The organism is Campylobacter gracilis, from assembly GCF_001190745.1.
GTDB lineage: Bacteria > Campylobacterota > Campylobacteria > Campylobacterales > Campylobacteraceae > Campylobacter_B > Campylobacter_B gracilis.
Window position 1 is genome coordinate 794221 of the sequence record NZ_CP012196.1, and the last position, 21937, is coordinate 816157.

A 21937-nucleotide genomic window follows, 5' to 3' on the forward strand; every position below is an offset into this window, starting at 1 on the left:
CGCGCGGTATTTTGCACCGGAGAGATTTCGCTACGCAATAAATTGCTTAAAAATGTGTTCGCAAAATTGCAAACGCAGCAAAATAGCAGAGCTTGCTGTGCGATTAAGGCGCTCAAAATCGCCGTAAAAAAAAGCGCGCGAATACGAATAATTGCTGAAAGGCGCGCAGAATTTTAAAATTTAGCCCCCGATCGGAGGTTAAATTTTAAAATTTTATCAATCATCAAGGATTAAAATGTTAAAAAATTTGCTTATCTTTACGGCGATTTTTTTGCCCGCGCTGGCGCTTGCGGACGTGGAGCCCGCCGTGCGAAACAGCGAGCTTTACGGCGTGTTAACGCTTATCCCGCCAGTTGCGGCGATCGTGCTTGCTTTTATCACCAAGGACGTGATTTTGTCGCTGTTTTTAGGCGTGCTAAGCGGGACCTTTCTCATCGGTATGGTCGATCAAAATATCGCAGCTTCGGCGCTTTTCGCTTTTACCGATCTGTGCTCGCGCATGGTAAAATCGATGGCTGATACGTGGAACGCGGGCATTTTGCTTCAGGTCATGTGTATCGGCGGGCTCATCGCTTTGGTGACCAAAAGCGGCGGCACGAAGGCACTTGCGCTCTGGCTTAGCAAGCACGCAGACACTCCAGTTTTGGGTCAAATTTACACTTGGCTGATGGGTATCGTGATATTTTTTGACGATTACGCAAACGCCCTGATCGTGGGCCCTATCATGCGGCCTCTGATGGATAAATTTAAAATTTCGCGCGCGAAATTCGCCTTCATTATCGACGCGACCGCAGCGCCGATCACCGGCATCGCGGTGATCTCCACGTGGGTCGGAGTCGAAATTTCGGCGATCAAAGAGGCCTACTCGCAGATCGGCGTAGAAAACATAAACGCCTTCACCGTCTTTGTTGAGACGATCCCGTATAGATTTTATAATATTTTCATGATCTTTTTCGTAGTGGCTACCGCCGTGATGAGTAGGGAGTTTGGCTCGATGTATCGCGCAGAGATCGCATCTCGCGGCGGCAAGAGCGGAGCTGCGGATTTTAAAATCAAAAATTTAGAGGATCAAATTTTCGTACCCAAAGAGGGCGTCGTACTCCGTAAGATAAACGCGATAATCCCGCTAGGAGCGATGATCGTTCTTTCCGTCATCGGTTTTTATCTCAACGGCTACAGCTCACTGGAGGGCGAGGCTTTGGAGGCGGTCAAGGCAGCCCCTCTTAGCTTTACTTCGATACGTACCGCATTTAGCGCGGCGGATGCTTCGGTCGTGCTATTTCAATCCGCGCTCTTTTCATCGATCATCGCCGTCGTTTTAGGCATCGCGCAAAAAATTTACGGCGTCAAAGAGGCGATCGAGGTCTGGGTTGGCGGCTGGAAAAGTATGCTAAATACCGTCATAATCCTGCTTTTTGCGTGGTCGCTAAGCTCTGTTATCAAGGAGCTAGGCACTTCGCGCTACTTGGTCGAGCTTCTAAGCGACGCTACGCCGCGCTTTGCGCTTGCGATCGTGATCTTCGTGCTTAGCTCGTTTATCTCCTTTTCAACGGGCACGAGCTTCGGTACGATGGGTATCGTCACGCCTTTAGCCGTGCCGTTAGCGCACGCCGTGGGGCAAAAATATGGCCTTAGCGGCGAGGAATTTCACGTTTTCATGTGCGTAAATATCAGCGCGGTGCTTACCGGAGCGATCTTCGGCGATCACTGCTCGCCGATTTCTGATACGACGATTCTTTCATCGATGGGCGCAGGCTGCGATCACATCGAGCACGTAAGCACGCAGATGACCTATGCTCTGGTCGTTTGTGGCATCAGTATCGTTTGTGGCTACCTACCTGCGGGCTTTGGGCTTAGCGTGTGGGGATGTCTGATCTTGGGTATCGCGGCTATCATTCTTTTACTGCGCGTAGTGGGTAAAAGAGTGGATGTATGAATTGCGAAAGCTTCGGTAGCTGTGGCAGCTGCACGCTCGGCGAGCCCTATGAGGATCAAATTTTATACAAAAAACAGCTGATCGGCGATAAATTTAGAGAATTTTTTGACGGCGAGTTTGAGTTTTTTGCCTCGCAGCCGCAAAATTACCGCATCAGGGCGGAATTTGGCATCTGGCACGATATTTGGCATAGCGCATTTGATCTTGCCTACACGATGGGCGGCGCACGTAGCAAGAAAATTTTAATTAACGAATGTCCTAAAGTAGCGCTTCCTATTGCAAATTTAATGCCGCGGCTGCTAGAGGTGCTTAGGCGGAGTGAAGCTTTAAAAGAGAAGCTCTTCGGCGTCGAGTTTATCTCGTGCGCCAGCGGGATTTTGGCGACACTGCTTTATCACAAGCGCCTGGGCGAGCGCGAACAGGAGGCGATTTGTGAGCTGGCGGGTAAGCTTGGCATCAGGGTTATGGCTCGCGCGAGAGGACAGAAGCTGCTAAGCGGCGAGCTAAGCCTCACGGACGAACTTTGCGTGGACGAGCGAGTTTATAAATTTCGTTTCGGCGAAAACGCCTTCATCCAGCCAAACCGCGGCGTGAACGAAAAGATGATCGCCTGGGCGAGAAGCTGCGTGGACTTCGGCAAAGAGGGCATGGGCGTGGTGTGCGCCGCACAGAATTTCGCCGTAAAGAATTCTATAGCGGAGAATTCTGTCGCGCAAAATTCGAGCCACGAGCAGTCCGACGCGCAAAATTCTACGGATAGAAATTCCGCTTCTGAAAATTCCGCCGAATTTGATGCCGCTTGCCGAAATTTCGTTAAAGCAAATTCCGCTTGCATAGAATTTAACGGCGAAAATTTCGTGAAATTTAACTACGCGTCCGCAGACGAAAGCTCTGCGGATAAAAATTCCGCTCGCAAGGATTTGGACGTGCGAAATTCCGCCTCGCAAAATTTGGATTGCGAAAAGCGTTGTGTGCAAAATTCAGCCTGCGAAAAACTCATCGCGCAAAATTCTAGCTGCGAGCAGTCCGCCCCGCAAAATTCGAGCTGCGAAAAACATTCCGTGCGCCCGGAAAACTCCGCCGCGCGCGATCTGCTGGAGCTGTACTGCGGGCACGGCAACTTCACCATCCCGCTTGCGGCTAAATTTAACCGCGTGCTGGCGAGTGAAATTTCAAAAAGCTCGATTGCAAATGCCCGCATAAACTGCGAGCTCAACGGCGTTTGCAACGCGCAATTCGTCCGCCTTAGTGCGGATGAGCTGATGAGCGCGTTTGCGCGCAGGCGCGAGTTTGAGCGGCTAAAGGGGATCGATATTTTCGGCTACGATTTTTCGCACGTTTTAATCGATCCGCCGCGCGCGGGGCTGGAGCCTAGCGTGATTGATTTCATAAAAAATTTTGAGAATCTAATCTACATCTCCTGTAATCCGCAGACGCTTTTTGAAAATTTACGCTCGCTTTGCGCTACGCACGAGGTGCGCAGGTTTGCGATCTTCGATCAGTTCGCGCATACAGCGCATATCGAATGTGGCGTGCTGCTAAAGCGCAGGAGTTAGGTGAGCTTAAAACCGAAGTCGTGGATTTAGGCTGCGTGCGGGATAAAATTTCGCCTAAAATATGTATAATAACAAAATTTAAAATTACGAAAGGAAGTAGATGGTTGATCTAAATAAAATCATCCAAGCAAAGCGCACGATAAACGATTTTGTCTATAAAACGCCCTTTGCTCTGGCGCCGAAGCTCAGCAAGCTTTACGGCGCGGAAGTGTATCTCAAAAGCGAGAATTTGCAGCGCACCGGCGCATATAAGATTCGCGGCGCTTATAATAAAATCGCGCATCTTACGGATGAGGAGCGGGCGCATGGAGTAATAGCTGCAAGCGCGGGCAACCACGCCCAGGGCGTAGCGATGAGCGCGCAAAAATTCGGCGTGCATGCTGTGATCGTAATGCCTGAGGCCACGCCGCTACTTAAGGTAAGTGGCACGAAGGCTCTGGGCGCAGAGATCATCCTAAAGGGCGATAATTTCGACGAGGCGTATGCGTTTGCACTGGAATATGCCAAAGAGCATAATTTGACGTTCGTGCATCCCTTCAACGACGAGTTCGTCCAAGCGGGCCAAGGTACGATCGCGCTTGAGATGATCGAAGAGGTCGCAGATCTTGAATACATCGTCGTTCCCGTAGGCGGCGGCGGGCTTGCGACGGGGGTTTGCAGCTGCGCCAAGCAGATCAACCCCGACATCAAAATCATCGCCGTAGCCGCCAAGGGCGCGCCTGCGATGCACGATAGCTTCGTCGCGAAAAAGCCGCTAAATTCCAAATCCGTCCGCACCATCGCCGACGGTATCGCCGTGCGAGATACGAGCGAGATCACGCTTTCTACGATCATCGAGTGCGTCGATGAGTTCGTGCAGGTCGATGACGAGGAGATAGCAAGCGCGATACTCTATCTGCTCGAGCAGCAAAAAATCATCGTCGAGGGCGCTGGCGCGGCGGGCGTAGCGGCGCTGATGAACGCGAAATTTGCATTCCCCGCCGGCGCAAAGATCGGCATCATCCTAAGCGGCGGCAACATCGACGTTCAGATGCTAAACATCATCATCGAAAAAGGCCTCATAAAATCGCACCGCAAGATGACGATCAACGTCACGCTCGTCGATAAGCCGGGCGCGCTTACCGGGCTTACCGAAATTTTGCGCCGCGCCAACGCAAACATCGTCAAGATCGACTACGACCGCTTCTCGACCAATATCGAGTACGGCGACGCGCAGATCACGATCACGCTTGAGACCAAAGGCAAGGCTCATCAAGAGGACATCGCCTGGGCGCTCAAAAACGCAGGGTATGATTTTAGGGAGATTTTGTAAAATTACGCTGGAGTTTGTAAAATTTATTTTTGCTTGTGAATTTGCCTGAAATTGCCAAATTTACTCGCTCGCATCCTGATCGCGGCTTGCAGCGGGTAAATTTTAATTTGCCTCCATTTTATATCCGCCATGCCGAAACACTTTGTGGCTCGCGGTTTTAAATTTTACGTAGAATTTAAAATTCCAAATATGCGGCGCAAGCCGCAATTTAAATAACGCGGACGTAGTCCGCCCCGCTTAAAGCGTCGTAGGGGGATGGGTGGGGCTTGTGAGTGAGCAGAGCAATGCGGTGCTGTGGACAGTGCCGCCTCTGCGAGAAATGTGACCTCGCAATTGGGGCCCCCTTCCCGCCCCAAACCCCGTCCATTCCCCGACGACGCTAGCGGTGCGAGCCTTACGGCTCGCGTTAAATTCTTTCTGTTGCGGCTACGCTGCATGGAATTCCGTAGCGGTAAATTTTAAAATTTTATTGTATTTAAAATTTAAAAATTCCAAAATTTTACTACGTAGAATTCTGCCTCTAGAATTTAGGTCGTGGCGGCGTTTTCTCTTAAGGGGGAAGGGGCACTACTTACTCTGCTTCGCTACGCTCGCAAGAAACGCCGCCAGGCTTAAGCTTTGCATCACTACGCTCGTTTTGCGAGGTCGCTCCCCTTCCCGCCCCAAAGCCCCACCCATCCCCCGACGACGCTAGCGGTGCAGGCTGCGCCTGAGTTTAATTCCAATGAAACTAACAAGCATAAAATTCCGTGTGTTGTAATTCAAGCCACATCAAAATTTAACATTAGCCACAAGGCTCGCCCCGGTACGCTCAAGAGCGGACTGCCTCCGCGTTAAATTTTATAATCGCGGCTTGCTTCTTTAAAATTTCTTGCCGCAAAAATCGTAAAATTTCAATTGCACTACAAATCGGCGCCGTATTTTGCTAAAATACCGATAAAATTTTAAAGGATGAAATTTGGAAAATTTTGCTTTTCTTCTAAATTTAGTGATATTTTGCATCTTGGTTTTTATGTTTTTTAAGATGCGCAAAAGCAGCGAGCAGGCGAGCAAGCCGCAGATCGCCACCGACATCACGCGGCTTAAAAGCATCGGCGAGCTGAGCGTTTTTAAAATTTATTCCAAAGAGATCGTTACGCGCAAGCAAAACGTAGGCAGCGGGCTGCTGGGCTCGCTTGTCTCGCCGCTGATGACGAAAAAGCAGATCGCCATCATCTTCGAGTTTGAGATCGAGTTCGTTTACGACCTGCTAAGTCCCGAGTTTGCGATACTGCCGCAGGGCGAGGATCGCTACGAGATCAAGATGCCGCCGTGCAAATACAAATATTCGATCAAAGATATGAAAATTTACGACGAGAAAAACGCCAAACTGCTGCCGTTTTTGCTGCCCGATTCGCTAAACGGGCTATTCGGCGCGAGCTTTGATGAGAGCGATAAAAACCATCTCATCGACGACGCAAAGGACGAGGTCAAGCAGCTCTCGCTAAAAATCATCAACGATCTTGGCGGTAAGATCCATAAATCCGCGACCGACACGCTGGAAGCGATCGCCAAGAGCTTCGGCGCGAAGGAGGTCGGATTTATCTTTCAGGACAAGGCGCTACAGAGCATCGACATAAACTCAAACGAGATCGCAATCGATAAGTCGCTAAAATCGCAGATCGAGAAGTAGATGGAGCTTTTTAAGGCGCTTTTTAAAATTTACTTTGCCCGCATACTCGCATTTATGGATGCCTGCGCGAGGGCTTGGCAGAGGTTTTATGAGCCGATCAGGCTACGCAAAGAGAAAAAGCGACTGCGCGCGAAGGGCTATTTTACCGAGGATGCGACGTGGGCGGAGTTTTTCGCGGATTTTAAATTTTGCAAATGCTTTATCATCAAAAAAATCCTCTATCCAAACTTCTACGCGATCAAAAACTCCTCCAAATGGGAGGCGGGCTCAAAGCGAGCTAGCTTTACGGTGGGCTCGTTTGCATACGATGAGATCGCGTGGGTGTGGGTGCCGCGAGCCTTCGACGGCGGGCGAAAAAACGATCTAGCGAAGCTAAAAGATCTACTGCAAAAAATCCCCGCGCTGCGCTACGAGCAGAGCGACACCGGGATTAAAATTTTCGGCTACGAGTAAGGTAATTCGGCCGGCGAAAATTTGGTGATGAAATTTGGTGATGCGCCCGCGCCGAGAAATTTCACGCATTCGCTGCGAAATTTCGATACGTTAGCGCCTCGTACATGTACGTTTGCTCGGCGTGAAATTTGCACGCTCCGGGCTGCTGCGAAATTTCGCGCAAATACCCGCTGCATAAATTTGATGCAAAAAGCGGGCTTGCATTTTGCGCGTAAATTCTGCGCGAGCGTGCGTCTGTGCGTGGGATTTGCGCGCGGCAGTTGTTTTTGGTGCGGTGTCTTGCGGATTTAAATTTATGCACTCAATCGCGTCGTATTTTTGATACGCGGCACGGCACGGAATTTTGCCGTTTAGGAAGCGCGCCGTGCGGCAAATTTCGCAACAGAAAATGTCGCATCAATTTCGCCGCATTCAAATTTCGGCAGGTAAAATTTGCCTTGCGGCATCGTGTCGCGCAAAAATTCGCCGATCGCGGCGCAAAAACAGACGCGCTCAATTTTGCGGTAGAGATTTCGGCGCGGCACAATTTGTAAGCGTAAAATTTACCGCCTGTTCTCATTGCGTTGGCGTGAGCCGACTTGAAGCGCGGCACAATTTGTGGATGCGAGACTGCGCCGCAGCGGTTCCAGCGATGTGGCAGATGTAAATTTAAAAATAAAGAGCAAAAATGGTTCAACTACTACTTGATAAAGCGAGGGCTCTGCTTGCGCCCGCGCCGAAATTTTATTTCGGCCTATGCGGCGCGGTGGGTGTATTTTGGCTCGTTGTCGCGCTTAATTTGATCGTTTGCGCGGCGCGGGCGTATTACTTTTACGGCGTGGAAGATCGCATATTTTCGCGGATCTTTGAGGATTTTTGCTGCATTTTGATCATAAATTTGCTCATCTTTCATCTCTGCTTCGTCGTTTTTAGAAGATTTTTCGGGCTTGCCGCTCTGTTTGCGCTGGCGATCAATGCGCTTTGTGCGGCTATCTCGCTCTTTTTGGTCATTTTTTTCGACTCCGCTTTTAACGTCGTCGCGCTCGATGCGATAATCCACACCGACGTGAACGAAAGTAAGGAATTCGCCGCGCAATTTCTCAGCGCGGGCGTGATCTGCTCTTTGCTCGCATTCGCGACCGCGACGTTTGTCGCGCTGAAGTTTAAAAAAAAGCTCGTGCAGCGCGAGGCTGCGAGCCGCATTTAGCGTGATCTATACGATTTGTGTGGTCATTTTTTGCATTTTTACGGCGACCAAAATCGCAAGCGGCGGCGAGCGTTATCGCGCGACGCTCGGCACATACGCTCCGCTTGAGTTCGCGTTCGTCGTAAAAGATTATCTCGGCGATGCAAATTTCCTTGCTGATTTGCAAAGCATCGATCGTGGCTACGACGAGGCGAAGAGGGCGAATTTCGCGCTTGATTTTAACGCAACGCAGATTAAAAACGTCGTGCTGATTATCGGCGAGAGCCTGTAGCGCGGCCATATGTCGCTTTACGGATACGGCAAAGATACGACGCCTTTGCTAAACGATCTGCAGCGGCGGGGGCTGCTTATTAAATTTAGCGATACTGTTTCGTGCTACGGCGCGACCAATCCCGCGCTGATGCGGATACTTAATTTCAGCGACTACGAAAGCGAGCGCGAAAGGCCGTGGTTTGAGAGCCTTAGCATTATCGATATGTTCGCGCTGAGCGGCTTTCGCACGATGTGGATCAGCAATCAAGAAGCCTTCAGCAAATTTGCCCTTAGCGCAAAAAGTGCCGCCGATCGCGCCGAAAAAAAGCATCTTTCTTTCCACAAGCGATCAGCTCGATAGCATGCGAGTCGCGCACGACGGCGCGCTGCTGCCGATCATCAAAGAGGCGAAAAAATCGCAGCGCGAGCGAAATTTCTACGTCGTGCATCTCATGGGAAATCATATGGACTATAAAAAACGCTATCCCGAGGAATTTGATAAATTTAAAAGCGACGATATCGCCTTACCGTTTACGCAAAAGCAAAAGGTCGCCCTCGCGTGCTGCGATAACAGCGTGCTGTATAACGACTACGTGGTGAATGAAATTCATCGGATGAGGACAGCCTCATCGTCTATCTCAGCGATCATGGAGAGAATATCTATGAGCAAAACGGCCTCATCGGGCACAACATCAATACCCGATTCACCTACGAAATTCCGCTGCTTTTCATCTCTTCAAAAAGCTTTATCGCCGATCATGCGGAGCTTTGGCGGCGCATAGGCGCGGCGAAGGACGAGCCTTTTATGAGCGACGATCTGGCTCACGTGCTCGCCGATATTTTAGGCATAGAGCCGCTGCAGTTTAACGTGCGCAAAAGCCCGCTGCGCGATGAATTTGACGCTTCGCGCAGGCGAATGACGAACGGGGTGGATTACGACGAAAATTTAAAAGGTAGGGGAGGATACGGGCGGTAAACGGCTCCGCGCCGAAATTTAAGGCTTTACGCGCCGTATTGCTTCCGATGCCGTCTACGATCGGGCCGGCTCGAAGCTGCACTTGATTTTGCCGCGAGCGTCAAATTTAACGCCCGTATTTTCGGCGCGAAGCGACCGTCTAACGCAATCGCGCTCGGAAATTTACCAATATCGCGGAGCATTTGCTACGAGCCCGCAGCATCAATTCGGCGTTACCGTTGTGCTGCAAATTTATGCGCCGGCGTGATGCTAAATTCGTTTCTTGAGGATGGGCGATTTTTGCGATTTCACAATGTAAATTGAGCGAAATTTATTGCGTTTGTGCTTTAAATTTACGCCGCAAAACGAATATTTTTTAATGCTACTTTAAAAATTTAATAGTTAATAATTCTTTAATATTGATAGGAGTATAATACATTTCAAATTTTAGCGTGCAAAAGCGTCGCTAAATTGAGTTCGCTTGCCGCTATTTCATCTCGCATTTATGGAGGAGTTCAAAATGCACAGTAAAACTATCGGCGCGAGTTTATCTTTGGCGCTCACCGGTCAACTTTACGCCATACCCGTTGCGAATCCGCTTACGATCGATAAAACCACGGACTTAAATAATTACGACGTCTATGAAAAAGACGTCGACGACGGAACCCTAACGGTAAAAAATCCGACCGTCGCGCAGATAATTACGCTCGATAGCCAACCGAGCGATAATTCTCCGTTGAATAATATCATCGTAAATAGCGCCACGGCAGCCGATCAGACGCTTAAGGGCAATGCTTTGACGATGAACGGCGGTACGCTCAATAGTATAAACGTAGCTTCCTCGCAGCAGGACGGTACCGTATTTAGCGAAAATACGCTGAATCTAAACGGCGGTGAGCTCAGGAAAACGCATCTCGTTGAATCAAACGGTAGAGCTACGGCTACGAAAAATGTCTTAAATTTAAACGGCACTATGATTTATCACGGTCTTTCGGTTGTAGATATCAATGGGGGTGCGGCGAATGAAAATACGCTTAATATCAACGGTACCAAAGGCGAACGTTTAACGACTACCTTTACCGCTGCGTATCTCGGCAATAGCGGTACCGCCGATGGTAACGTTTTAAATATCAACGGCGGCACGATCGGCGATTCGTTGAGCGCTATGCGGGCCGCATTTGCATGGGGAAATAGTAAGCTTACGAACAACGTCGTAAATCTCAAAGATGCGGACGATCTTCGCGGTAGGATAGACGTTGCAAATATAATGTGGGCGCACGACGGTGCGGAAGCGAGAGATAACGTGCTTAACGTATATGTCCGCGATAAAGATTGGAGCCGATTGGATCTCTGCGTCGCATTCGGTCGGGAAAACCAAAAATTAAGCGGCAACACTTTCAACGTCTACGGCAAAAACGATACGTTTAAATCGATCGCGGGCTTTGAAAAACTCAATTTCTATCTAGCCGCGGATACCGCAAACGACGAGACGATTTTAAATTTAGTAAGCGGCGAGCTAACCGATATAAGCAAAGCGACTATCGGCGTGGGTATAGCAAACGGAGCGGATAAGCTCAAATCGGGCGATCGCGTAAATCTCATAAAAACCGCAAGCGGGATAAAATTCGGCGATATGGCTAACCGCTCCGAACAGTTAGTTCAAAGCGGGCTTTCGACTGCCTATACATTCGCCTTGCGTAGCGCTAACGACGATAAAGACCTGATCGCCGACGTAACCAAAATCACGATAAATCCCGATCCGCAGCCTCTGCCGAATTCTGATCGAATCGGAGCGAAGCTAATGGCGCAAAATAAAAATACGCTGGAAACCGGCGCCGCGGTGCTAGGCGCGATAAATCAAAGCGACGATATCCTTTCGGGAATAACGGATACCGCAGACGGAACGTTTGCGTATGCGGGAGGTTTTAATATGCGCTACAATTCCGGCTCCTATGTAGAAAACAAAGGTATCTCCGTGCTCGCAGGAGCGATGGGCCGTATTGGGGACGGCGCGAGCCTGGGAGGATACGTAGAAACGGGCGGCGGTAAATATGAGAGCTTCAATGATTTCGCCGTCAAAGGCAGCGGCGATCTCAAATACGCGGGGGCGGGCATTGTGAGCGAATTCGACTTGGCGGAAAATTTCTATGCCAAATCGGGAGCCAAAATCGGTCGCATCAAATCGGACTACGAGGCTTCTCTGGCCTCGGGAAGGGCCGAATACGACGTAACGAGAACCTACTACGGGGCAAATTTAGCCCTCGGCAAGATTTTCGAGCTGAGCGCTAATCTCAATGCGGACGTTTATGTCAAGGGCTTTTATACGCATATCGATTCTAAGAAAACGGAGGTCTTGGGCGAGGGCATCAAGCTGGAGGGTATCGATTCTGTAAGAAGCAGGGTAGGCGCTCGATTTAATTTCGACGTAAGCGATAACGTGGAGCTTTTCGCGGGAGCCGCTTTCGAGCGAGAATTTAAAGGCAAGATCGGCGGCTATAATAGTACCTACGCTATGGATATTGATGCCGCGAGCGTCAAGGGCAATACCGCTATCGGCGAGATCGGCGCGAAGTATTCGAGCGGCAAGCTGGATACTTCCTTGAAACTAGAGGGTTTAAGCGGCAAGAAAGAAGGGATCAACGCGGGATTGCGCTTCGTTTATAAATTTTAAGCGGCTAAAGTATGCTTTAGCCTGCGTCGGTGCAATCAAAGGGCGGGATTGAAATTGAAATCGGAGCTTTTAAATTTAGGTATAAAATCAAATTTTTTAGCTGCATACTATTGAAAAAGATTGGGCTTGCCGAGCGCATCGTCTCGGGAGCGCAAACGACGGATAAAATTTCGTTTGGATACGAGCCGATATGCCTGCAAAAGGCGTATGCATTGAATTTGAAACGCCCGCTTTCATTATGCGCGATGAAGATATTTTAAACTCAAGGCATCGTAACGTCGCGATGTAAATCTCAATAGTCGCGTCGTAGCAAAGTTTGCAAACCTTTCGCGGCGCATTTTTCGCTACAATTTACAAAACGGCGTCAAAAAAAAGCGAGCGTCTTTGGCGCAGACGCTTGCTAGGTCCCTGCTACGCCGCGTTTGCAAACGCCGTCGCCGATACGCTCGGGCTGAGCGGCGCGCAACGAGGATTTAAAATTCCAAACTCCGCCTTTGCAAGATGAAATTCCGCGCTTATTTCGTCGCACCGTAAATTTTAAAATGTGCGAAATTGTACCGCTTAGGCGATCGAAAAACAATCGCAATGCGGCGATTCAAATTTAAACCTCTCGCGTAAAATCGTCGCCCTGCGCGCCTAATGCCACAGATCCTGCGAGCTCGCGGAGCTTTTCATACTAGGCCAGGCAAGGAGCAGCACCGCAGGCGCCAAGGGCTCGAATAACAAATTCGCTAGCGCCATGTATTTTACGACGCTTGGGGTGATGAGGGGCGGCGCGAGTACTTGCAGCATGCCGTAGATGATGTCTGCGGCGACATCAACGATTAGCAGCGCGGCGTATACGGCAAAAAGCTTGCATCCGGTAGCGGCGCGCAACTTAAAATTTATAATTATCCAAGCGAGCGTAACCGCAAAAATCAAATACGGCACGTATATTTGCAGCCTATTACAATCACATCTTCTAAGTATATAAATGGCTGAAAAATATAGCAGCGCCGCAAGCGCAATGCTGTAGGCGTATTTGAAGATTATAAAAACCTGCGGACCCGTGTATTTTGGATGTTTTTAAGCGCGTGGTAAAGGAATGTGAAGGCAAAAATCCACACTAAGATTTGAGAATCCAAGTACGTGATCTCGCCTTTTATAGAATATGCTATGCTCGCGACCAGTAGGCAGAGCGCGCCGAGCGTGCCTTGCAGCTTCGCTCTTTGAAAATCTTCGTTCATTTTATACCTTTAAATTTTAATGTGCGGCTCACGGCTTGCGCCGTGCAACTAAACGGCGGGCGATGCTTTGATTATCGCCGCGCGGGCTTTGAATTTAGCCGCTGCGAATTTTAATTTTAGCCGCCGTGCATACTTCGTACTTTACGTCGCTGTGAATGATTTAAGCCCAGCATGCCGCCGAATATCTCATCCTTGGGCTACTACAGCGAATTTTATTTAGTTCCGCCGTTACGAGTGCTTTTAATTTAACGCCGTAGTTACCGCAAATTTTACTTTGCCGTCGCCACTCGCGCAATATGTTTTTGAAATGGGATTTTACGCAAATTCTGTTTAAAATGGATTTAACTTTTTAAATTTAAAAGCAGCGGCATGAAATTTACGCGGCATCTGAAATTTAAACGCAGCGCAAAAGCTAATTGCGAAAATTTGTGTATTGTTTCGCTTTTTTAAAATTTCACTCCATATTATATTTTATCGTGCTAGAGTTAAAATAAAGCCGCTGGCGCCTGAATTGGCATTTTGCAGGAGTTATGAAATTTTATTTTGCATTATTTTTTGCAGAAAATATATAATTTAATCCAAAATTTATATACACTTCGCTATCATTATATTTTTAATTTCACGGCCCACTCGTCTAGTGGTTAGGACGCTGGCCTCTCACGCCGGTAACAGGAGTTCAAATCTCCTGTGGGTCACCATTTCATCACTTAAAATCAATTAAAATTTTCTATCATTCAGCTGCCTGCCCTTGAAATTTAAGACCTCATTTGATTTTGAAGCATTTTGGCTGAAATTTCATCATATTTTTTTATCTAGGTTAATTGCTCTAGAATGAAAGTCGCGCGAATTAAAATTTAGATCAAATTTTTAAATTCACGGCTAAATTCCGCCGCTGCTTATATTTTCCAGATTGCGTAACCTGTTCCAGTTCTGTTCGTTCTGTAAATTTCTCATATTTTGCCGCTGCTGCATCTGCCTCATCTGCTGCTGCGCTTGGTGTTGCATTAGGCTTCGCTGCGTGGCGATATACCTCTCCTGCGCTCTTTGCTGAGCTTGCGCGCTGTCCGCTCTGAATGAATTAAGCGTATCTTGCGATACCGCTTGCTTTTGCGCCGTCTGCGCGACTTTGGCGTCAGTCTTTTGCCACTTCGCACAGCGGTTTGGCTGCTCCTTGCTTAGCGAGTTTGCGACATCGCATCTGCTCGCGTCCGCCACTAATGAAGCCTCCTCGTCGCCCTGCGAGAGCAGCGAGCAGCCGCCAAGCAACACGACTAAAATAAGGGCAAGGAAAAATTTTAACTTCATAGCCGCCTCTTAAATTTTATATTTAATTCCCGACCGACGCTAATCCGCGCCCTTTGCGAGGTCGAATCCGCACTGCGCCACAAGCGCCTTATCGCTTGCGATGCTATCGCCGGTGGTGGTAAGGAAATTGCCCGTAAGCGCTGAGTTGATGCCGCATCCAAGCGCCGTGCGCACGTGCTCGCCCAAATTTCGCCTGCCGCCTGCGAAACGCAGATACGCGCGCGGCAAGATGAAGCGGTAGATCGCGATCGATTTTAAAATTTCATCGTGCGCCAGCGGCGCGGCGTTTTGCAGCGGAGTGCCTTTAATCGGGGTTAGGATATTGATCGGCACGGAACTAATGCCCAGCTCTCGCAGTTGCAGCGCCATATCGATGCGATCCTCCATATTTTCGCCCAGCCCAAAAATCCCGCCGCTGCATACGTCAAGCCCCACGGCGCGACAATTCTCGATAGTTTGGATGCGATCGTCGTAGCTGTGCGTCGTGCAGATCTGCGGATAAAATTTGCGCGAAGTCTCGAGATTGTGATGATAGGTCTGCACGCCGCTAGCTTTAAGCAGCGCCAGCGCGGGCTTTGAAGCGATCCCCAGCGAGGCGCACAGATGTAGCTGCGTCTTACTTCGCAGCCGCTCGTAAATCGCGCAGTATGCCACTAGATCGGAGCTTTTTTGAGAAATTCCGCGCCCGCTGGCGACGAGCGAGAAGCGGTGCGTCTGCTCGGCCTCGTTCGCAAGCGCGGCGCTTAACACCTGCTGTTCTCCCAAAATTCCGTAAGTCTCGCAACCCGTGTCAAAATGTGCCGATTGCGCGCAGTATTTGCAGTCTTCGCTACAGCGCCCCGATTTTACGTTTATGATCGTGCAGAGATTAAATTTATCGCCGCAAAACTCGCGTCTAATCTCATCCGCTGCCGCAAAAAGCGCGTCTAAATCCTCGCATCGTGCCAGATTTAGTGCCTGCTGCTTTGCAATCTCACAGCCGCCTATCACGCGATCTTTCAGCTCGGAAATATAAAATTTGTCTATCAATACTTAGCCTTTTTGAAAAAAATGCGTAATTATACAATGCGAAATTTAAAGCAAAGCTCGCACGCGAAATTTTGGCGCGGGAATTTGCGCTAAAAATTTTATGCGGAATTTTACGCCCTTCGCGCGCCTATTTTTGCACCGCGACTTTTACGGACGGCTCATCTGCGCGCTTGCCGGCGGCGCAAATCAAAATCGCTTCAAAGTTGCGGCGCGGTAAAATTTTACGTGTATGAAAATACATATAGAGCCGCTACCTACGGTATCTGCACGCGATTTATCGTTTTGAAATTTTATTTTAGCTAAAATTGCGGCTTTAAATTTAAAGGCAAAAAATGAAATACGACGTTATCGTTGTGGGCGGCGGGCACGCGGGCATCGAGGCAAGCTTAGCCGCCGCAAAAATGGGCGCAAAGACGCTGCTAATTACGATCTTAGCCGAGCAGATCGGCGCTGCGAGCTGTAATCCGGCAATCGGCGGCCTTGCTAAGGGGCATCTGGTAAAGGAGATCGACGCACTGGGCGGCCAGATGGGGCTTGCGGCGGATGCATGCGGGCTGCAGTTTAGAATTTTAAACGAGAGCAAGGGCCCTGCCGTGCGCGGCTCGCGCGCTCAGATCGATATGGATGAATACCGCATCTACATGCGAAATTTGCTGCTAAATACGCAGGGGCTGGACATAAGCCAGGAGATTGCGAGCGAAATTTTAACCTGCGAGCAAGGCGGCGAGCAGCGTGTTTGCGGCGTTAAGAGCCATCTTGGCAACGTTTATGAGACCGAGCGTCTGATAATCACCGCCGGCACCTTTTTAAACGGGCTAATTCACGTGGGCGAGAACAAGCTGCAAGCAGGGCGCGTTGGCGAGCTAGCAAGCGTTGAGCTAGCCGAATCGCTACGAAGTCTAGGGCTGCAAATGGGGCGGCTAAAGACGGGCACCTGCCCAAGGATCGATGCTAAGACGATCGATTTTAGCGTGCTTGAGCGCCAAGACGGCGACGCGGATCCGCGCCCTTTCAGCTTTCGTAGCAAAGATTTTGCGCCGAAGCAGCTTGCTTGCTTCATCGCTTATACGAACGAGCGCACGCACGAGATCATCCGCGAAAATTTCACCCGCGCGCCGATGTTTACGGGGCAAATTTCAAGCACCGGTCCGCGCTACTGCCCGAGCATCGAGACTAAAATTTATGAATTCCCAAATCGAGACCGCCACCACGTCTTCGTCGAGCCGCAGACGCGCGAGGCCACGGAGTATTACGTAAACGGGCTTTCTACGAGCCTTCCTTACGACGTGCAGATTGCGTTTTTACGCACGATCAGAGGCTTTGAAAATGCAAAAATCGTCCGTCCGGGCTATGCGATCGAGTACGATTTTATCGATCCTACCGAGCTTAAACACAGCCTCGAGACCAAAAAGATCCGCGGGCTGTTTTTGGCAGGCCAGATCAACGGCACCACCGGCTACGAGGAGGCCGCGGCGCAGGGGCTGATGGCGGGCATCAACGCGGTGCTCGATTTGCGCGGGCGGCAGCCTTTGATTTTGCGCAGAGATGAGGCGTATATCGGCGTTTTGATCGACGATCTGGTTACCAAGGGCACGAATGAGCCCTACCGAATGTTTACTTCGCGCGCGGAATTTCGCCTACTGCTGCGCGAGGGCAACGCCGTGCTGCGCCTAAGCGAATACGGCCGCGAGATCGGTCTTTTAGACGAGGCGAGCTACGAGCGGGCGAGCAAATTTAAGCACGACGTGCAGAGCGGAATGGAATTTTTGCTAAAAACGCAGATCACCCCTTCAAAACAGACGCTTAGCCTGCTGCAAAGTATCGGCGCGGAGCCTATTTCGCAAAGCTGTAGCTTGCAAAAAATTGCTTCTCAAAGCGGCTTTTCAAAGGCGGGTCTGCTTGCTCTAGTGCCGCATTTTAAGGGCTTTAGTGATGAGGTTCTGGATGAAATTTTAACGCAGTGCAAGTATCATTTCTACATCGCGATGCAGCGCGCCGAGGTCGAGAGGATGAAGGGGTTGCTTGACGTCGCGATCCCGCCGCAGATCGATTTTAGCAAGATAGGAGGGCTTAGCAACGAGATCGTGCAGAAGCTAAACCGCTTTGCGCCGCCGACGCTTTTTGCCGCGAGCGAGATCAGCGGCGTAACGCCCGCCGCGATCGATATTTTGCACATCTACATAAAACAAAATTTTGGCGATAAGCTTGGGATAAAGCGAGAATAGAATGTTAAAGCATAAAAGGCTTAATAAAGTAATTTTAAAATTTATGGTGAAAATCCGGACGATATTTTAAAATATGCTTCAGTTTGAACCAAAACTATGTTTCGATAATTACGCCAATAGTAAATTTAGATTTATAGTCAAAAATTACTCAAAAATGCTTTTTTACATACAGTATGTCGCCGAAACCTTTTTTCTTCACTTCCCGGTTCAAAATGATTTCTCGAACAGCATAAGTTAAAGAGTTCGGTCGACAACATTTTGCTAGAATTGATAAGGGAAAATCCGCTTAACTTATTTTGAGCCATTTACATTTACAGAAGAGATTAATCCGCCCCGAGCGAGGCGGATTAAAGATTATTTTTCGCTAGGCGGATACATCTTCCAGCTACTATCTACCTTCCAGTCTATTGGGTGGCAAGACATACAAGTATTTAGCTTTTGCGGATGATGCACGGCGTGGCACGACTGGCATTGTAGCATCTCATTGCCTTTATTGTGAGTACCTTCGTGTGGGTTAGATAGGCCATAGTGCGCAGTCTTTTTTCTTATGTCAGCTATCTTATGACAGCTAGTGCACTGCTCGTTAGTAAAGCCCCTTTGTTTAGTTGGTGTCTCAAAGTCACCGGTTACATACATCCTGACCTCGTTTAGCTGTTCTCCTATAGTTGGCGTGTGGCAGTCGTGACATGTGACATTTGCGTCGTTATGTTTTTTAGCCAACAAATTTCCTTTTGTATAAGAGTCATACTCAGGCTGCATGTTGTGACACATGATGCAAAATTCAGCCTTGTGGCTAGCCGCTTGTACTTGATGAAACGATATAAAGCCCACAATAGCGGCTATTACTAGCCCTATTATCGTATATTTTCTTTTCTTGTTCATGCTCTTTCTCCTTTTGCGTTTGCCGCAGCCTGATAGCCTGCTAAGCGTCCGTAGCATAGGCATGTTCCGTGGCTAGTGCCCGCTAAAACTACCGGATAGTCGCCCAAAAAGCGTCCGCCCATAACGTTACCGCAGGCATAAAGCCCCGAAATTTCGTTATAGTCGGTATCTAGCACGTTTGCGGTACTTGGCTCGACGGTAAAACCGCCCATGACGACTAGACTAGCACCTACACCCATCTTGCCAGCGTAAAATGGCGCATGGCGGACTGGGAACATCCTTTTAGCAGTCTTACCAAAGTCATCATCGTGACCTTTGTCGCATAGCTCATTGTAACGCTTTATGGTCGCTAAAAACTGCGTTTGAGCCTTTTTGTTATCAGGGTAGAGCATACCGGCAAGCTCTTCTATGCTATTTGCCTTAAAGACTCCGGGTGTCTCTTCGAGATCTTTTACCGATATATACGATGTTTTGCCTATCGCCCACTGGCAGTCGGGCGGAAGTTTCGGATTATCCTCCGGAGCTACGCAGTGATTTACGCTACCGTGTGACACGCCCATAAGTCCGACTTGCTCTGGAAATTTAGAGTCAAATACCTGCCAGCCAAAGCCTCCCGGTTGGCGAGAGAGCGGCTGGGTGACTTGCTGACCGCTTAGATCTTCATTTGTAAAGCGCTCCCCCTTTGCATTTGTTAGCAAAAACGCATCAACGCCGAGCGGCCCGCCAAGCGTATGGGCAACCGGCGCGTGCGGTCCGTCTTCTAGCTTTGCGCCTATCCATGAGCCTAGCTTGTGTCCGTCTCCTGTATTTGTAGGGTTATTTTTATAGTCCTTGTTTGGAAAAGGACAGAAGAAATTTGCCACCCACGGCACAAATGTCTTTACCATTTCGTGATCGTTCATATAATCACCAGTAGCAAGTATAACTGACTTCGCATTTATCTTGATATATGAGCCATCAGCCATATCTTGAGCGATAGCTCCTTGCATTTTGCCGGTCGTTTTATCTCGAAGTAGCTTTTGCGCGCGAGTTTTAAAGATATACTTTGCGCCTTGTTTTATAGACTTTTCATAAACTAGCTCCATCATCGGCTCTTGACTAGGCAAAAAGGTCATAACGGTTGGATAGCTTGGGCTATTTTCCTGGCTTGGATCGTACGCGGCCGGGAGCGGATAATGCATGAGCATCAAATTTATCTTACTTCTATCAAGCTGCGTATCGGTCTCTCTCATAAAATGCACCGCAGGCGCAAGCTCTAGCATCCAGTCAAAGTCCTCGCCGCTGTGATCTGCCCAGTAGTTCCATACGCGCTGATCGGCGCGATATCCCATCTGTTTCAAATGCTCATTTATGGCTGCTTGCTTATCATACTTGATGCCAAGCTCTCTTTGAAATTTATTGCCTAGAGTGCCGTACTGACCGCTTCTAACCTGAAAGCGACCGGCTTTTTCTATGACGATGACTTTGGCGCCTTTTTCGCTAGCGGCGCGTGCAGCGTGAAGTCCTGAAACGCCGGCACCGATGATAAGAACATCGGTTTCAAGCGTCTCTTTTATATCTTTATCTGAAATTTCTGGCTCAACGCCCAGCCATTTTGGCACTTCAGGCGCTTTTGCGACTTCCTTTTTTGGATGGATAAGGTGATTGTTCGGGTTATCACAGCCTGTTAGTAGCGCTGATCCAGCCGCAACCGAGCCAAGCGTGAGCGCTCCGCTACGTTTTAAAAACGAGCGGCGTGATAGTTCATTGTTTTCTGCCATTTTATACTCCTTGCTTCAAATTTTATTTTAATATGTCAAAATCATAAGACGCTCTTAGCCAAAGCTCTTCGTCTGTCGTTTTGCCGTCAGAGCTACCGTTAGTATACTTTAGCTTTCTATCCATAGTTTCATAGATGGCCGATAGCTTTAGGCCTTTTACCGCAGGGACTTTGTAAGAAACTTGCACGTCCCAGCCCTCTACGTCTATCCTAGTGCCCGGTGCTTGACCGTGCAAGCCGCCTGATCGGACGTTGCTGCCGTTGTGCTGTTTGCCATACCAGTAGTCGGCATCTAGCCTAAGACCCTCAGCGCCTACATTGCTAAAGTCGTAGCCTGCGCTAAATTTATGCAAATTCATACCAGCAAAATTCATAAACAAAAACGGTCCGTAAATCGGAGTAGCTGTTGGCGCACCACAATCGTTACCCACGCCTTGAAGCGCCATTTGATTTTTACTAACGGTTGAGTATGCGTATGCAAGATCAAAGCCGTAAGCATTATAAAGCCCAACCATACCCACATAAAAGTTGCCATTAAAGTCGAAATTCTCTTTTAAACTGCCGTTTGTTCTTGAGCCTTTATACATAAAGATTGCGCCAACATTCGCATTTTCAAAAAGCACAGGCGATTTGTAGCCAACCGCTGCATGGTAAAAGTTTATATCGCCCTTTGAATTGAGCGCGTCGTCATATTCTAGGCCTGATACGTTTGCGTAAGCAACCGTAAAATTTAGACCCTGTGGTCCGCGGTACTCTACAAAAGAGTTAAAGATGTTATCGAATTCATACCCGTAAGGTCCAAAGCCGCCGATGACAACTCTATCTTTAAATCTAGGCGCACCGTGATCGCCGCCCGTTACAGCGCTTGATCTGCCAGCAAATTTCCAAAAGTCGGCTAGGCCTATAATGGTATCGATGCTATCAAGCTTTATCCTAGCGCTAACGCCCTCAAATGCCTCTTTGTACCCCACATCCGTATTTGTAGCCACAAGCGGCGGTACGAGGCCGGTGTATTTTGAGTTGTAGTACTGACGGCCGATTTTAAAGTCGATATATTCATTTTCATATCCCAAGTAGGCTTCTGAAAGCGCTATGCCTTCGCCGTTCCAGTCGTATGCAAAATAATCTTTTGCAGCCTTTGACGGACCGAAATTTACCAAGCCTTGAGCTGTAAGACCAAGTTTAAAGCCATAGTAAGAGCCGGTTAAAAATCTAAGCTCGGCACCGAGGCCGCCGATATGCTCGCGAATTCTATTTGTTCTGCTAGCCGGCGGGAAGTACTCGGTCGAGTCCATATCATAGTATGAAAATACTGTCGCGCCCATCGTGCTTGCCTGCAGAGCCTCAGCCAAGCTATCGCTAGCGCTTGCACAGGTCGCCATAGCCATAAGCGTAGCCAAACTAAGAGCAAATTTGCTCTTGTTCGTCGTCAAAAAACGTGTTTTCACCATAAACTCCTTTAAATTTCTTTTTGGATACCTTCTTGGATTTATTAGCGAAATCATAACACGAAGACCC

At 48.9% G+C, this 21937-nt stretch carries 18 protein-coding genes, 1 tRNA gene and 3 pseudogenes; 15 read left to right on the plus strand and 7 right to left on the minus strand.

The genetic code is table 11. From position 1 onward, the window contains the following. Positions 1-235 precede the first annotated feature (235 nt). From CGRAC_RS04140 to CGRAC_RS11800, 13 genes and pseudogenes are all read left to right on the plus strand, one after another. Positions 236-1936, plus strand: coding sequence for a Na+/H+ antiporter NhaC family protein (locus CGRAC_RS04140; RefSeq protein ID WP_005872073.1), 1701 nt, complete (start codon positions 236-238; stop codon positions 1934-1936). Then, a pseudogene (locus CGRAC_RS12455) lies at positions 1933-2541 on the plus strand (tRNA (uridine(54)-C5)-methyltransferase TrmA); the annotation flags it as partial. The gene CGRAC_RS04140 and the pseudogene CGRAC_RS12455, both read left to right, overlap by 4 nt. A gap of 384 nt (positions 2542-2925) precedes the next feature. Continuing rightward, positions 2926-3492 (plus strand): annotated as a pseudogene (locus CGRAC_RS12910) (methyltransferase domain-containing protein); the annotation flags it as partial. 100 nt (positions 3493-3592) lie between these two features. Next, positions 3593-4804: a threonine ammonia-lyase gene (gene ilvA / locus CGRAC_RS04150; protein ID WP_005872070.1), complete on the plus strand. Its 1212-nt coding sequence runs from the start codon at positions 3593-3595 to the stop codon at positions 4802-4804. Between the two features lie 958 nt (positions 4805-5762). After that, complete coding sequence (locus CGRAC_RS04155; protein ID WP_005872065.1) at positions 5763-6476, plus strand: DUF4230 domain-containing protein; 714 nt, start codon at positions 5763-5765, stop codon at positions 6474-6476. Next, positions 6477-6929 (plus strand): hypothetical protein, encoded by a 453-nt coding sequence (locus CGRAC_RS04160; RefSeq protein ID WP_005872063.1) that lies wholly within the window; start codon positions 6477-6479, stop codon positions 6927-6929. It abuts the gene before it with no gap. A 667-nt stretch (positions 6930-7596) separates the two neighbouring features. Beyond that, positions 7597-8115: a hypothetical protein gene (locus CGRAC_RS04170; RefSeq protein WP_005872057.1), complete on the plus strand. Its 519-nt coding sequence runs from the start codon at positions 7597-7599 to the stop codon at positions 8113-8115. Positions 8116-8134: 19 nt separating this feature from the next. Then, complete coding sequence (locus tag CGRAC_RS04175) at positions 8135-8386, plus strand: hypothetical protein (protein ID WP_005872054.1); 252 nt, start codon at positions 8135-8137, stop codon at positions 8384-8386. Between the two features lie 9 nt (positions 8387-8395). After that, complete coding sequence (locus CGRAC_RS04180) at positions 8396-8728, plus strand: sulfatase-like hydrolase/transferase (RefSeq protein ID WP_005872052.1); 333 nt, start codon at positions 8396-8398, stop codon at positions 8726-8728. A gap of 1 nt (position 8729) precedes the next feature. Further along, a pseudogene (locus tag CGRAC_RS12465) lies at positions 8730-9157 on the plus strand (sulfatase-like hydrolase/transferase); the annotation flags it as partial. A 15-nt stretch (positions 9158-9172) separates the two neighbouring features. After that, entirely contained in the window at positions 9173-9343 is a 171-nt protein-coding gene (locus tag CGRAC_RS12470; protein ID WP_005872049.1) for a hypothetical protein, read from the plus strand. A gap of 499 nt (positions 9344-9842) precedes the next feature. Continuing rightward, positions 9843-11993, plus strand: a complete 2151-nt coding sequence (locus CGRAC_RS04190; protein WP_005872047.1) for an autotransporter outer membrane beta-barrel domain-containing protein — start codon at positions 9843-9845, stop codon at positions 11991-11993. A gap of 110 nt (positions 11994-12103) precedes the next feature. Beyond that, a complete protein-coding gene (locus tag CGRAC_RS11800; protein WP_156187200.1) occupies positions 12104-12253 on the plus strand; it encodes a hypothetical protein in 150 nt (49 codons plus the stop codon). 376 nt (positions 12254-12629) lie between these two features. On the opposite strand, the gene CGRAC_RS04205 is transcribed toward CGRAC_RS11800, so the two are convergent. Next, entirely contained in the window at positions 12630-12923 is a 294-nt protein-coding gene (locus tag CGRAC_RS04205) for a hypothetical protein (protein ID WP_005872044.1), read from the minus strand. A 98-nt stretch (positions 12924-13021) separates the two neighbouring features. Further along, complete coding sequence (locus CGRAC_RS04210) at positions 13022-13219, minus strand: hypothetical protein (protein ID WP_005872043.1); 198 nt, start codon at positions 13217-13219, stop codon at positions 13022-13024. Between the two features lie 623 nt (positions 13220-13842). Here CGRAC_RS04210 and CGRAC_RS04215 point away from each other — a divergent pair. Further along, positions 13843-13917: transfer RNA gene (locus tag CGRAC_RS04215), tRNA-Glu, on the plus strand. 181 nt (positions 13918-14098) lie between these two features. Here CGRAC_RS04215 and CGRAC_RS04220 read toward each other — a convergent pair. Further along, positions 14099-14524: a hypothetical protein gene (locus CGRAC_RS04220; RefSeq protein WP_005872038.1), complete on the minus strand. Its 426-nt coding sequence runs from the start codon at positions 14522-14524 to the stop codon at positions 14099-14101. Positions 14525-14563: 39 nt separating this feature from the next. Next, a complete protein-coding gene (bioB, locus tag CGRAC_RS04225; protein WP_005872037.1) occupies positions 14564-15553 on the minus strand; it encodes a biotin synthase BioB in 990 nt (329 codons plus the stop codon). A gap of 332 nt (positions 15554-15885) precedes the next feature. Between bioB and mnmG the strand changes: the two genes are divergently transcribed. Then, complete coding sequence (mnmG, locus tag CGRAC_RS04230; protein WP_005872035.1) at positions 15886-17778, plus strand: tRNA uridine-5-carboxymethylaminomethyl(34) synthesis enzyme MnmG; 1893 nt, start codon at positions 15886-15888, stop codon at positions 17776-17778. A gap of 354 nt (positions 17779-18132) precedes the next feature. Here the strand turns inward: mnmG and CGRAC_RS04235 are convergent, their stop codons facing one another. From CGRAC_RS04235 to CGRAC_RS04245, 3 genes are read right to left on the minus strand one after another with little or no spacing between them, the layout of a single operon-like run. Further along, on the minus strand, positions 18133-18723 hold the full coding sequence (locus tag CGRAC_RS04235; protein ID WP_322786803.1) for a cytochrome c3 family protein: 591 nt from the start codon (positions 18721-18723) through the stop codon (positions 18133-18135). After that, on the minus strand, positions 18657-20420 hold the full coding sequence (locus CGRAC_RS04240) for an FAD-dependent oxidoreductase (protein WP_005872034.1): 1764 nt from the start codon (positions 20418-20420) through the stop codon (positions 18657-18659). Before CGRAC_RS04240 ends, CGRAC_RS04235 begins: the two co-directional genes overlap by 67 nt. Before the next feature lie 22 nt (positions 20421-20442). Further along, positions 20443-21867, minus strand: coding sequence for a hypothetical protein (locus tag CGRAC_RS04245; protein WP_005872032.1), 1425 nt, complete (start codon positions 21865-21867; stop codon positions 20443-20445). Positions 21868-21937: the final 70 nt, after the last annotated feature.

Bases quoted from the DNA above. Each gene is read 5' to 3' on its own strand.
- CGRAC_RS04235 (WP_322786803.1), bottom strand. From the start codon at position 18,723: ATGCCTATGCTACGGACGCTTAGCAGGCTATCAGGCTGCGGCAAACGC.
- CGRAC_RS04210 (WP_005872043.1), bottom strand. From the start codon at position 13,219: ATGAACGAAGATTTTCAAAGAGCGAAGCTGCAAGGCACGCTCGGCGCG.
- CGRAC_RS04160 (WP_005872063.1), top strand. From the start codon at position 6,477: ATGGAGCTTTTTAAGGCGCTTTTTAAAATTTACTTTGCCCGCATACTC.
- mnmG (WP_005872035.1), top strand. From the start codon at position 15,886: ATGAAATACGACGTTATCGTTGTGGGCGGCGGGCACGCGGGCATCGAG.
- ilvA (WP_005872070.1), top strand. From the start codon at position 3,593: ATGGTTGATCTAAATAAAATCATCCAAGCAAAGCGCACGATAAACGAT.
- CGRAC_RS04220 (WP_005872038.1), bottom strand. From the start codon at position 14,524: ATGAAGTTAAAATTTTTCCTTGCCCTTATTTTAGTCGTGTTGCTTGGC.
- CGRAC_RS04180 (WP_005872052.1), top strand. From the start codon at position 8,396: ATGTCGCTTTACGGATACGGCAAAGATACGACGCCTTTGCTAAACGAT.
- CGRAC_RS04170 (WP_005872057.1), top strand. From the start codon at position 7,597: ATGGTTCAACTACTACTTGATAAAGCGAGGGCTCTGCTTGCGCCCGCG.
- CGRAC_RS04240 (WP_005872034.1), bottom strand. From the start codon at position 20,420: ATGGCAGAAAACAATGAACTATCACGCCGCTCGTTTTTAAAACGTAGC.
- CGRAC_RS04190 (WP_005872047.1), top strand. From the start codon at position 9,843: ATGCACAGTAAAACTATCGGCGCGAGTTTATCTTTGGCGCTCACCGGT.
- CGRAC_RS12470 (WP_005872049.1), top strand. From the start codon at position 9,173: ATGAGCGACGATCTGGCTCACGTGCTCGCCGATATTTTAGGCATAGAG.
- CGRAC_RS04140 (WP_005872073.1), top strand. From the start codon at position 236: ATGTTAAAAAATTTGCTTATCTTTACGGCGATTTTTTTGCCCGCGCTG.